The organism is Plectonema radiosum NIES-515, from assembly GCF_025753815.1.
GTDB lineage: Bacteria > Cyanobacteriota > Cyanobacteriia > Cyanobacteriales > Nostocaceae > Hassallia > Hassallia radiosum_A.
The window spans coordinates 1-12,023 of record NZ_JAOWRF010000375.1; the positions used below are offsets into that span (position 1 = coordinate 1).

Genomic DNA, 12,023 nt, shown 5'->3' on the forward strand with positions numbered 1-12,023 from the left:
AGTTATTAAGATAGAAAAAACAATTTAAGTTGTATTTTCGGAGAAAATAATCAACAAATATAATTCGATACTTCAATCAAATGAGTATCTATACCAGTCCTAAATAAAAGCATGAAAAATTAGATTCGGTGACAAATGAATGCGAAGTCACCGAATCTGAACACCGCGAATTTTCACTTGGGAGCTAGTAATTTTTAGGCGTTAATTTATTTACCTTTTTCAACTGAAATTACTGAAGCAAGATGTTGAACTGGGGACTGGGGAAGAAATTATGAGTAAGATTTGGATGGAGATTCATACCCCACCCAAATCTTACTCAGTACCCAGTCCCTAGTCCCCAATCCAACTTTTCTTAGATAAAAAGGGAACAAAAATTATTGCTGCACATCAGATAATCAAGGCATTCCTCAATTACGCAGCTTGATAGCGGTGCCTGTTGCGGTAATCAGCAACAAAACCCCTGACTGGTCAACATTAATCGTGCCAGTGTCAAATTCAATGCCGACAACAGCATCTGCCCCTAAACGCAATGCCCGCTGTTCTAACTCTTGGAGTGCCTTACGTTGACCTTGCTCAAATAAGCGTTCATAGCTGCCAGTGCGTCCACCAACAATATCCCGAATGCTAGCGAAAAAATCCCGTAGGAAATTGCTGCCGTAGACGACTTCTGCCGTGACAATACCTAAATACGACTGAACAACAGACCCCTGAATTACATCGGTAGTGGTTAAAATCATAAATTAGCCTCTTGAGGATCACATCAGCTTATGCTTCTAACCGGATTTTAGATTTGGAATAGAGTATTTAGATATAGTGATGACGACATTGTTTTTCACCAACATATGAACGTTTCACCCATCAAAATGGTATCAGCCAACATAAGCGCTCTTTGCGCTGACTACAGCGGATGAGTCTAATGCATCAAGAATAAGCATGAAGACAGAATAAATACAGTTTTCAAAACTCAAGATTTTTGTTTTAATGTACATGCAATTACACTACATGTGAAAAAATTGCCAAATACTTCAGGATAATTACGGTGTATAAGCACACATCATTTTTACTAAGTGTTGTTCTATTAGGTGGTTTTGCAGCTACAATCCCCTCGGTGGCTCAGGCTCAGGTGACAGTAGCACAAGCCAAAAGCGCAGAGTTAAAGCAATTGCTAGAAGATGGGCGACGGTTGGTGAATGCTGGAGACTATAATGGCGCGATTTCTGTTTATCAACAAGCAGTAGCGATCGAGCCAAAGAATGCCAAGATTCATTCTGGCATGGGTTACTTATACGCTATACAAGGAAATTTCCCCGCAGCGTTAGCAGCTTACCGTCGTGCCCTTGGCATTGACCCCAACAATGGCGATTTTTTCTATGCTGTAGGTTATATCAAAGGAAATTTGGGAGATACTGCTGGAGCGAAGGAAGCTTATCGTAAAGCGATACAGCTTAACCGCAACAACATTAATGCCTATTTGGGATTGGGTGTGACGCAATCCCGTCTGGGAGACTACGATGCAGCTATGTGGGCTTACGATCAAGCGATTAACATTGATAAGAATTATGCCCAAACTTATGAGTTTATGGGTTCAATGTTCAAGCAACGGCGAAAAGCCAAAGAAGCGAGTAATGTGCTTAATAAAGCACGTGACTTGTACCAACGGCGCAATGACTCAGATGGTGTGGCAAGGGTAGAAGCTTTGCTGCGAGGTTTGGGAGGCTGATTTAACTTTAGTATCAACATATCGCTGCATGTACTGGTAAGATAACCGAACTTTTATCAGCCAGACTTGCAGCTATATCATATTAGACATCTCCGAAAAACAATGTAGAGACGTGAAATTTCACGTCTCTACAAGGGTTTTGGACAACGCATAGTTCATTTATGGAGATGTCTATTGGAAACTAAAATCAGAATGTAGTGCCTGAATTGTTTAAGTAGGGCATATGCCCTACTTAAAGTTATGCAGCGTTTTTACGCCACCACTCGATAGTATTCTTCAGCCCCTGCTTAAAGTCTACTTGAGCGGTGAAACCAAAGGCTTGTTTTGCCCGTTCAGTATCTAAACAGCGACGCGGTTGACCATTGGGCTGGTCGGTTTCCCAAACAATTTCGCATTCATACTCCATCAATTCGCAAATAAGATTAATCAAATCGCGGATGGAAATTTCATAACCGGTGCCCAAGTTAACCGGTTCAAAATCATTGTAGAATTGAGTGCCCATAACAATGCCCCGCGCTGCATCTTCTGAATAAAGAAATTCGCGGGTAGGACTACCATCACCCCAAACAGGAAGTTTCTTTTGTTGCTGAATTTGCGCTTCATGAACTTTGCGAATTAACGCTGGGATGACATGGGAACTACTGGGGTCAAAGTTATCTTCAGGTCCATATAAATTTACTGGCAGAAGATAAATGCCATTAAAGTTGTACTGCTGGCGGTAAGCTTGGAGTTGAACCAAAAGCGCTTTTTTGGCAACTCCATAGGGAGCGTTGGTTTCTTCTGGGTAGCCATTCCAAATATCATCTTCTTTGAATGGCACTGGAGTAAATTTGGGATAAGCGCAGATAGTGCCAACACAAACAAATTTTTCTACCCCAGCTTGATAAGCAGCGTGAATCAACTGTGTACCCATCATCAAGTTGTCGTAAAACAACTCTGCGGGTTTTTCACGGTTTAGACCGATACCGCCAACGTGAGCCGCTAGGTGGATAATAATGTCTTGTTGGTCAGCTGCGCGTTGGCAATTTTCCCAGACACGTAAATCGCAGTCAAGCGATCGCGTAACTGTAATTTTTTGGCGATCGGCTCCAGCCTTACACAGCTTATCTATTACCTGACGCCCCAAAAACCCAGCCCCACCTGTAACAAGAATCCGTTTGTTTTTCAGTTCTAAGGCGGTCATATTTTTCTCCTCATCGGTGTATTAATCAGAAGTGGAGAACACCCAATTCTTGACGAACAGTAGCAATATCATGAGGCATTTGCGAACCATGTCCATTCGGTGAAGTGCAACCGAGTGCTTGCAAATCTGCTTCCATCATCAGCGATACCAACTGATTAAATGTTATCGATGGTTCCCAGCCTAACTTTTGCCGTGCCTTGGTAGAATCCCCGATTAACAAGTCTACTTCAGATGGGCGCAGATAACGGTCGTCGAACTCAACATAATCTTCCCATGGAAGGTTCACATAACCAAACGCTAAATCTAGAAACTCGCGCACTGTATGAGTTTCATTGGTGGCAATCACATAATCATCTGGCTGCTCTTGTTGTAACATCAGCCACATCGCCTTGACGTAATCTTTGGCGTAGCCCCAATCCCGTTTGGAATCAAGATTGCCCATGTAAAGTTTTTTCTGCTTACCTGCAAAAATTTTGGCGACTGCCATTGTAATCTTGCGCGTGACAAATGTTTCACCCCGTCTGGGGGATTCGTGATTAAACAGAATGCCATTACAAGCAAACATATTGTAAGATTCGCGGTAATTCACCGTTTGCCAGTGAGCGTAAACCTTAGCGCAAGCATAGGGACTGCGGGGGTAAAACGGTGTTGTTTCGCTTTGTGGTACAGCTTGTACTAAACCATACATTTCCGAAGAACCTGCTTGGTAGAATCGCACTTGAATCCCAGTGCGATGTTGATAGTCACGAATCGCTTCCAACAAACGCAGAGTTCCCATTCCAACTGCGTCCACCGTGTATTCAGGTGAATCAAAACTTACCCGTACATGAGATTGAGCGCCCAGATTGTAAATTTCTATAGGCTGGACTTCTTCTAAAATGCGGCGCAGGGTGGTACCGTCTGTCAGGTCTCCGTAGTGAAGAAATAACCGCACTCCTTGTTTATGAGGATCTTCATAAATGTGATCGATGCGGTCTGTATTAAAAGTAGAAGTTCGACGGATAATACCGTGAACTTCATAACCTTGTAAGAGCAGAAATTCACTCAGATATGAACCATCTTGACCAGTAATACCAGTAATTAACGCTCGCTTTTGTTGGGTCATGCTCAACTATCCCTTGTCGTTTTTGATTAAATAAATACAGGCAAACTGATACAACCTAGCAGCTAATTGCTCAATTGCCCAATGGGAAACCTACGAATTTCGCTGGCATCGGTGCTAAAAGCTTAAGTAAAAGTACTTGAAAATAAGTACTTTTACGTTATTCCCCTTACTTTTATTCAGCATTTTTTACCTAATTCTGTATAATTTTTTCATCTTTATCAAAATTTCATAAAAATGTAGTTTTTGTGAAGATGGAACCAAGTATAAGTTTTACAGAGATATATAGCCTTTCCTAGTCTGCTGAGGTACAAATTTATCTGCGTCCATTCGCGTTTATCTGTCTTCCGAAGCGGTTAATTCAATATTTTGTACCTCATGAATGTGAGAATTGCTATCAATAATAGTATAATTATTGGTTGAGTATTTTTTAAATAATTAGGATTTGCATAAATTAACATATAAAAAGAATATATATTCATTAAAAATCCCACAGCTATTAGCATGTGGGATTTTTTGGGCTTTGAATGCGTTATTTACTTTTGCGATGAGGAAACAATTAGGTTCTCAATACGCACCGTTATTTTTCGGAATAACCACAACACCAACAGTTTTCAAGATGATCCATAAATCGAGCCAAAGATTGCCAAATTTGACATAATGCAGGTCTATTTGAACTCTCCGGGGGTAGGGAATGTCATTGCGCCCTGAAACTTGCCACAATCCCGTAATTCCTGGTCGGATAGTTAAAATTTGATCGATCGCAGACCCGTACTTTGGCAGTTCTTCCTCTACTAAAGGTCGCGGACCAACAACACTCATATCCCCTTTTAAAACGTTCCAAAATTGGGGAAACTCGTCTAAGCTAGTAATTCGCAAGAATCGACCAATTTTTGTGATTCTGGGGTCATGTTTGAGCTTAAAACTAGCCTCAAACTCTTGTCGCAATTCCGGTGATGTTTCCATCATTTGCATGAGAACTTCGTCAGCATTACTCACCATTGTTCGGAATTTAATACAATTAAATGGCTTGTAGTTTTTGCCGACTCGTTCTTGTATATAAAAAATCGGACCTTGTGAGCTAGAAGCAATCAGTAAGGTCAAAACCAAATAAACAGGCGAAAACAATATCAGTACTAACAGCGAAAACAAAATGTCGAACAGTCGTTTGGCAAACTCTCCGTTTAAACCTTGTAAAGTCAATGCTTTGGGTTTAAATCTAGGTGTCTTGGTTTTTTGACCACCTTTTAAGAAAGTACGCATAGACGCGCTAGCATCTTGCCGTAGGCTTCGCCGCTTGCCGGAGAGGAGTGAGCTCTGGGCAGTCATCATACTCCTAAATAATCCACACCACACATAGTCCCAATCTTAAAGCCTTTCGGAGGCGCTTCTGGGGATAATTTTCCAAAAGCCTACAAAACTATCGCAAAAATTAAGACCATTACCCTAAAGATGGTCTTTTTTCGTTGCACGTATTGATAAAATCTAGATAGCGTTCTGCAAATGTTTCTGGGGAAAATTGGGCAGCGTGCGATCGCGCATATTCTGGATTAAACTTACCCTCATACGCTTCAAAGGTTTGTACAGCCTCTACAAGGTCTGTCTCTGTCTGATTTTGAAAGAATATACCCGTCCCTGTACCCACTTCACTAGTGCGAATATCTCGTACAGTTTCTAAAGCACCACCCGCACCATAAGCAATCACCGGCGTACCACAAGCTTGTGCTTCTACCAAGGCAATGCCAAAGTCTTCACAAGCTGCATACACAAATGCTTTGGCACTAGCCATATATTTTTTTACTACATCATCTGGTTGCCACCCCAGTATTTGGATATGAGAATCCGCTATTTCCTGAATTTTTTTCATCTCTGGTCCTGTACCAATTACTACTAAAGGTCGTTGCAGTTGATTAAAAGCTTTAACAATTAAAGATACTTGTTTGTAACTGACTAACCGGGAAACAATTAGGTAAAAATCCTCTTTCTGAGAAAAAAATGGCAATCCTTCAATATTCACCGGTGGATATATTACTTTTGCTTCTCGTCGATAGCAGCGCCAAATTCGACGAGCTGTATGCTCTGAGTTAGCAAGAAAATAATCAACCCGATTTGCCGTTAACACATCCCAAAAGCGCAAACGATGCAGTAGATATCGGGTTGCCAACCCTGGTAAACCATTGCCTAACTTACTTGCTTTTAAATAATCAAAAGTCAAGTCCCAGGCATAACGCATGGGACTATGACAGTAGCAAATATGCAACTGATCGGGAGTGGTGAGGATGCCTTTCGCAACGGCGTGGGATGAAGACAAAATTATGTCATACTCCCGTAAATCTAGTTGTTCAATCGCCAGCGGTAAAAATGGCAAGTATTTTTGAACACCATTGCGGGCAAAGGGAAAGTGCTGAACAAACGTTGTGCCAATTCGACGCTTGTATAAATAACTTTCGGCATTATTAGATTCAAAGTCGATGAGGGCATACAAGTCAGCATCAATGTGATTCAGAATCTCCCGGACAACGAGTTCTGAACCGCCTGTGGCTTTGGGTGTAAGCCATTCATGAACTAAAGCATATTTCAAGGGCACTGCTAACTGTAATTGGTAGAAAACACGCTGTCGTAGTTATAAAGTTAACTAAGAACTTTCCGGTTGTAATTAATTAATTAATGGGAAGCACCCCACATTCATCAGAAGACGTAATCCTTGGGAAAGAGTTTCCACGATACCGCGACCTGATAACCTAAAATTGGGGACGCTTGGACTGAGGGGACTAGAACCCGATCGCCTCCATACGGGGCATTAGGATTAGAAACATTAACTCCAAGCCCTCTTAGCTTCTAGCCCCTACTACTGAGATAAATTGGGAAATTTATGCGAATTTTAATTATGGGTGGTACTCGGTTCATTGGTGTCTACCTAACGAAGCTGCTAGTGGAAGAGGGACATAAAGTGGTACTGTTCAATCGTGGTAATCGTCCAGTACCTTCGTTGCCGGGAATAGAACAAATTACAGGCGATCGCACTGACGCGGTTCAGCTCAAAGAAAAGTTATCAAAAGAAAACTTTGATGTCGTTTTTGACAACAATGGACGGGAACTTACTGATACTCAACCGCTCGCGGAAATTTTTTCAGATCGCGTGCAACATTTTGTTTATATGAGTTCGGCTGGGGTGTATCTTAAATCCGATCAAATGCCTCATGTAGAAGGAGATGCAGTAGATCCAAAAAGTCGTCACAAAGGTAAGCACGAAACGGAAGCATTTTTAACACAATCGGGATTGCCTTTTACGTCCATTCGTCCAACCTACATTTATGGTCCGAGTAATTATAATGAGTTGGAAAGTTGGTTTTTTGATAGAATTGTACGCGATCGCCCGATTCCCATCCCCGGTAATGGGATGCACATCACCCAATTTGGTCATGTGAAAGACTTAGCAAAGGCAATGACTAAGATTGTAGGTAACAAACAGGCTATAGGGCAAATTTACAACGTGTCAGGCGATCGCTTTGTGACTTTTGATGGTTTAGCTCGTGCTTGTGCTGTTGCAGCTGGTAAATCCTCTGAGTCAGTGAAAATTGTCCATTATGACCCGAAAAAGTTTGATTTCGGCAAGCGCAAAGCTTTCCCCATGCGGGTGCAACATTTCTTTGCATCGGTGAATAAAGCGATGCAAGAATTAGATTGGCAGCCTGAGTATGATTTGATTTCTGGGCTACAAGATTCGTTGGAGAATGATTATTTTGCTTCTAGGCAAGATCAGGCTGAAGTTGATTTTTCTGTAGATGAGGAGATATTGTCAAGTTGTTAAACTATAAGCAAAGGTTGTCATAGTTGGAATCTATAGCAATCCTTTTGCTACTTGTGTTCTAAAAAGTCTATTAGACACCAACCGAATTTAAATATGCTTTATTCAGAACCCATAGAGACGTAGCAGTGCTACGTCACAATAATTGTTTTCCACGACGTTTGTCTATTTGAAAACGTTAAGGATTTTCTTTTTGGGGTAAAAGATAAATTGCCCCAGAAATTAACGTCAAAGCGACAGAAACCCAAAATGCAACCACCGAAGGCATCTGCCACACTTGAGGAAGAGGTGCAATTAAAAGTGCGATCGCCACTATCTGACTCACAGTTTTCAGCTTACCCCAAATATTCGCCCCACTAATTGTAGTTTGATTAACTCGCCACCCGGCGATCGCTAACTCTCGTCCGAAAATTAAAAATACTCCCCAAGCTGGAACTCGTCCTAACTCAATCAAAACCAGTAACGGTGCCAATACCAGCAATTTATCTACCAACGGATCGAGAAATTTACCCAACTCGCTAATTTGATTGAGTTTCCGTGCTAAATAGCCATCTAACCAATCAGTCAGCGCAGCAACCAGAAAAACCGCCAAACATACCCATCTCAATTGAGGAGTAGGATCGTACAAACCATAAAGCAAAAATGGTATACCCAGAAGGCGAGAAAAAGTAATCCAATTTGGTAGAGTCATCTGAAGGATGAAGGATAAAAAAGTATGAAGTCTGTTGGCGTCTAAGTACTCACCTTTGGGTATCGCTGCATCAATTCCTTGATTTCTTCCGCATGATATGAGCTTCTTGTCAAGGGCGAGGAAACAACTTGTAAAAATCCGATTTCTTCGCCAAAAGCTTTCCAAGCGGTGAATTGTTCTGGATGGATAAAGTTATCGACTTTCAGATGTTTTTGACTAGGTTGGAGATATTGTCCAATTGTCAAGATATCACAATCGACATCTCGCAAATCTTGCATACAGGCGCGGATTTCCTGGTCGGTTTCACCGAGTCCAACCATGATACCGGATTTGGTGTATATTTGGGGTGCAAGTTGACGCGATCGCCTGATTAATTCCAACGTGCGTTCATAATTACCTTGGGGACGCACTCGACGATATAAACGCGGAACGGTTTCTGTATTGTGGTTGAGAACTTCTGGGGCAGCTTGCAAAATTACCCCCAAAGCATCCCAGTTAGCACACAAGTCAGGAATTAGCACCTCAATTGTAGTGTGAGGTGAGACAGTGCGAATTCCTTCAATACAACCAACAAATTGCGTTGCACCACCATCGGGTAAATCATCCCGGTTTACAGAAGTGATCACCACGTGATTTAATTTCATCCGTGTTACCGCTTCGGCTAGTCGTGCGGGTTCGGTAGGGTCTAGGGGTTGGGGTTTTTTCTCAAAATCAATATCACAGTAAGGACAAGCGCGTGTACAAGCAGGTCCCATAATCAAAAAGGTGGCAGTACCAGCATTGAAGCACTCACCAATATTCGGACAGGAGGCTTCTTCGCAAACGGTATTCAGGGCTAAATCCCGCAAAATTTCTTTAACGTTACCGACACGCTCCCATTGAGGGGCTTTGACACGCAACCAGTCTGGTTTAACAGTCACAATCCGCTTCTATCGAGATATACATTCGTTTATGGTAGCAAGAGCAGGCTGAAGTTGGGAGTTACGAGTGGGGGAAGCGTGGTGTGGGAGAGAAATTTTTCCTTGTTTCCCCATGCCCCCCGTCTCCCGCTTGTTCCCTAGTTTGTAATTCATCACAGATCATGTTATGTTGTGTATGATATGCCATTTTTGTGGCGGGATGTAGCGCAGCTTGGTAGCGCACTTCGTTCGGGACGAAGGGGCCGCTGGTTCGAATCCAGTCATCCCGATTTTTGCCGTACATTCGCAGATTATATGTCGCAATAACCCCTCGTCCTTGCCAATCAAAGTATTATCGGTCTTTCTGTGTCCCTGTTAATTAGCGATCGCCTGAAAATTTCCTTGTTTTAACTTACTGCATTTCTTGGCAACCTTGTCAATGCGTAAGTTCTATAGTCTATTAATCACCAAAAAAGTCTGTCAATTGGCAGACTTTTTTGGTTTGCAAGTCGCTTATATCCTTTAATGAAGAAAGTCAGCGTTGGATGTCGAATTAAACCACCGCTTACCCGATATTCGGTGGTTAAAATGGTATCTGATTTATACCTCAATGCTTTCCTTAGTAAAAAATCTCAGGAGAAAATTAATGGCACAAGCAAAAAATGGTGATACTGTAATGGTTCACTACACTGGCAAATTGACAGATGGCACAGTATTTGATTCTTCTACTGAGCGTGACCCTTTGCAGTTCACCATAGGTGCAGGAGAAATCATTCCTGGATTTGAACAGGCAGTTCTGGGGATGAATACTGGTGAATCAAAAACTACAAAAATCCCCGTAGATGAAGCTTACGGTTCGCATCGTCCAGAAATGGTAGTAGAAGTTGAACGCGACCAAATGCCCCCGGAAATGGAACCAGAAGTAGGTCAGCAGATGCAAATTCAGCAACCATCTGGACAAATTATTCCGGTGACGATCACTAATATCTCTGACTCGAAAGTTACTTTAGATGCAAATCATCCGTTAGCTGGAGAAGATTTAATCTTCGATATCGAACTTGTAGATATCACCCCTTAAAAGTTTATTTCGCTTTAGGCTTGAACTTTAGTTAAAGTCAAGATGGTGAAATCCCAGTCTTGCAAAAGTTGAACCTTAATAGTTAAGGTTCAACGCAATGTTGTCTTCAGAAAATATCCCTTATTAAGAATAAGCTAGTCTAAGTTGTGGCATCTCCAGTTTTCAAGATGAAAACAGCTTTTTACACATCATCTACAATTTATTTATCTTCATTTTTTTGGTTAGCATCTAGAGAAGCCTGGTCAGAAACAAGGACTAATTCTGTTTCTCTGTGAGATTTATTTCCCCATTGATCTAAAACATCTTTAATTAAGACTTCTTGCACCCAAATTTTGGCGACAACGGTTAAGGGTAACGCTAAGAATAATCCCAGAAAGCCAAAGAATGTGACAAAGAAAAGTTGAGAAATTAAGGTGACAGCAGGAAGCAATGACACCTGACGTGCCATGACAATCGGGGTAAGAAAATTACTTTCTATTTGCTGAATAAAAAAGTAAATAACCAACACAGCAAGCGATTTCCAAGGTGCATCTAAAAGCGCGATCGCCATTGCCGGAATTACACTCATCGTTGGACCCAGATTTGGAATCAAGTTCAAAAATCCTGCCAATACTCCCAAGGCAAGCGCTGCTTTCACACCTAAAACTGATAAGCCAGTTACACTTAACAATCCCACTACACTCATTGCAATGAAAGCCCCTGTTACCCATCCCTCTAATGAAACTTCACATTTATCTAATATTCCATCTACCCGTCGTCGATAAAATGAGGGAAATAACCGTATAAATACTTTGCGGTAAGCTGGGGGGTCGGCTAAAAACATTCCTGTTAAAACTAGCACTAGCAAAATTTTTAAAACTACTTCTAAAGTGCCAGAGACAAACGTAAAAGAGCTTCCTAATGCGCGATTTATTAAAGGTTGCGCTTGTTGAATCAGACTATTTACATCAGGTATATATTGTGTAAGTTGAGTAGGAATGCGAGTTTCTGCTTGGTCAAGCCAAGTATTGAAGCGTTGAAACCCTTGGGGAACCCGAAGCGTTAGTTCTTGGAACTGCTGTGTAAAAGGCGGTACAATCAGCCAGAAAAAGCCTACGACGACCGCCAAAAAAATCGTTACCGACACAATTACGGCGAGTCCACGTCCCATCCCCATGCGTTGCAAGCGTTTCGCCAGCCGATTTAAGGTGGTGGCTAATACAATTGCGGCAAACATCAGTAAAAGTACTTCCTTTATTTGCCACAAGATGTATAAAGAGATAACGAGGGCGATTAAGCCGATCCATTGACCTAGATTCACAGGCTGTCTCCGAACTGTTGACGAGATGCATTTTCTTTTCAATGCAGCTAGGTTAGCTGATTTTCGCGACTTTCGCCTATATCTGGGGAGTGGGGAGTGGGGGAGTGGGGAGTAGGGGAGTGGGGGAGTGGGGGAGTGGGGAGTTAGGAGTCAGGAGTCAGGAGTCAGGAGTCAGGAGTTATTACTCCCCCTTGTCTTCCTTGTCCTCCTTGTCCTCCTTGTCCTCCTTATCCCCCCCATCC

Annotated in this window: 11 protein-coding genes and 1 tRNA gene; 4 read left to right on the forward strand and 8 right to left on the reverse strand. The window is 42.0% G+C overall.

Annotated elements, in window-relative coordinates; genetic code table 11:
* Positions 1-407: 407 nt before the first annotated feature.
* Positions 408-737 carry a YbjQ family protein gene (locus OGM63_RS26605; RefSeq protein WP_263748724.1) on the reverse strand — a complete coding sequence of 110 codons (330 nt, stop codon included), beginning with the start codon at positions 735-737 and terminating at the stop codon, positions 408-410.
* Between the two features lie 302 nt (positions 738-1,039).
* On the opposite strand from OGM63_RS26605, the gene OGM63_RS26610 reads away from it, so the two are divergent.
* A complete protein-coding gene (locus OGM63_RS26610; RefSeq protein ID WP_263748725.1) occupies positions 1,040-1,720 on the forward strand; it encodes a tetratricopeptide repeat protein in 681 nt (226 codons plus the stop codon).
* 238 nt (positions 1,721-1,958) lie between these two features.
* Here the strand turns inward: OGM63_RS26610 and OGM63_RS26615 are convergent, their stop codons facing one another.
* The 4 genes from OGM63_RS26615 to OGM63_RS26630 all read right to left on the reverse strand — a co-directional run bounded on the left by OGM63_RS26615 (position 1,959) and on the right by OGM63_RS26630 (position 6,592).
* Entirely contained in the window at positions 1,959-2,903 is a 945-nt protein-coding gene (locus OGM63_RS26615; protein ID WP_263748726.1) for a GDP-L-fucose synthase family protein, read from the reverse strand.
* A 25-nt stretch (positions 2,904-2,928) separates the two neighbouring features.
* The gene (gmd, locus tag OGM63_RS26620) at positions 2,929-4,008 is read right to left on the reverse strand and encodes a GDP-mannose 4,6-dehydratase (RefSeq protein ID WP_263748727.1); all 1,080 of its coding nucleotides are present in this window, start codon (positions 4,006-4,008) and stop codon (positions 2,929-2,931) included.
* 564 nt (positions 4,009-4,572) lie between these two features.
* Entirely contained in the window at positions 4,573-5,334 is a 762-nt protein-coding gene (locus OGM63_RS26625; RefSeq protein ID WP_263748735.1) for an undecaprenyl-phosphate galactose phosphotransferase family protein, read from the reverse strand.
* A 112-nt stretch (positions 5,335-5,446) separates the two neighbouring features.
* Positions 5,447-6,592 (reverse strand): glycosyltransferase, encoded by a 1,146-nt coding sequence (locus OGM63_RS26630; protein ID WP_263748728.1) that lies wholly within the window; start codon positions 6,590-6,592, stop codon positions 5,447-5,449.
* Between the two features lie 285 nt (positions 6,593-6,877).
* On the opposite strand from OGM63_RS26630, the gene OGM63_RS26635 reads away from it, so the two are divergent.
* Positions 6,878-7,816: an NAD-dependent epimerase/dehydratase family protein gene (locus OGM63_RS26635; RefSeq protein WP_263748729.1), complete on the forward strand. Its 939-nt coding sequence runs from the start codon at positions 6,878-6,880 to the stop codon at positions 7,814-7,816.
* A 175-nt stretch (positions 7,817-7,991) separates the two neighbouring features.
* Here the strand turns inward: OGM63_RS26635 and pgsA are convergent, their stop codons facing one another.
* The gene (pgsA, locus tag OGM63_RS26640; RefSeq protein ID WP_263748731.1) at positions 7,992-8,504 is read right to left on the reverse strand and encodes a CDP-diacylglycerol--glycerol-3-phosphate 3-phosphatidyltransferase; all 513 of its coding nucleotides are present in this window, start codon (positions 8,502-8,504) and stop codon (positions 7,992-7,994) included.
* 41 nt (positions 8,505-8,545) lie between these two features.
* Positions 8,546-9,424, reverse strand: a complete 879-nt coding sequence (lipA, locus tag OGM63_RS26645) for a lipoyl synthase (RefSeq protein ID WP_263748732.1) — start codon at positions 9,422-9,424, stop codon at positions 8,546-8,548.
* Between the two features lie 195 nt (positions 9,425-9,619).
* On the opposite strand from lipA, the gene OGM63_RS26650 reads away from it, so the two are divergent.
* Together OGM63_RS26650 and OGM63_RS26655 are read left to right on the forward strand one after the other, a co-directional pair.
* Positions 9,620-9,693: transfer RNA gene (locus OGM63_RS26650), tRNA-Pro, on the forward strand.
* A 251-nt stretch (positions 9,694-9,944) separates the two neighbouring features.
* A complete protein-coding gene (locus OGM63_RS26655) occupies positions 9,945-10,481 on the forward strand; it encodes an FKBP-type peptidyl-prolyl cis-trans isomerase (RefSeq protein WP_263748733.1) in 537 nt (178 codons plus the stop codon).
* 199 nt (positions 10,482-10,680) lie between these two features.
* On the opposite strand, the gene OGM63_RS26660 is transcribed toward OGM63_RS26655, so the two are convergent.
* Positions 10,681-11,781, reverse strand: coding sequence for an AI-2E family transporter (locus OGM63_RS26660; RefSeq protein WP_263748734.1), 1,101 nt, complete (start codon positions 11,779-11,781; stop codon positions 10,681-10,683).
* Positions 11,782-12,023 lie beyond the last annotated feature (242 nt).

Bases quoted from the DNA above. Each gene is read 5' to 3' on its own strand.
- OGM63_RS26605 (WP_263748724.1), bottom strand. From the start codon at position 737: ATGATTTTAACCACTACCGATGTAATTCAGGGGTCTGTTGTTCAGTCG.
- OGM63_RS26615 (WP_263748726.1), bottom strand. From the start codon at position 2,903: ATGACCGCCTTAGAACTGAAAAACAAACGGATTCTTGTTACAGGTGGG.
- gmd (WP_263748727.1), bottom strand. From the start codon at position 4,008: ATGACCCAACAAAAGCGAGCGTTAATTACTGGTATTACTGGTCAAGAT.
- OGM63_RS26625 (WP_263748735.1), bottom strand. From the start codon at position 5,334: ATGACTGCCCAGAGCTCACTCCTCTCCGGCAAGCGGCGAAGCCTACGG.
- OGM63_RS26635 (WP_263748729.1), top strand. From the start codon at position 6,878: ATGCGAATTTTAATTATGGGTGGTACTCGGTTCATTGGTGTCTACCTA.
- pgsA (WP_263748731.1), bottom strand. From the start codon at position 8,504: ATGACTCTACCAAATTGGATTACTTTTTCTCGCCTTCTGGGTATACCA.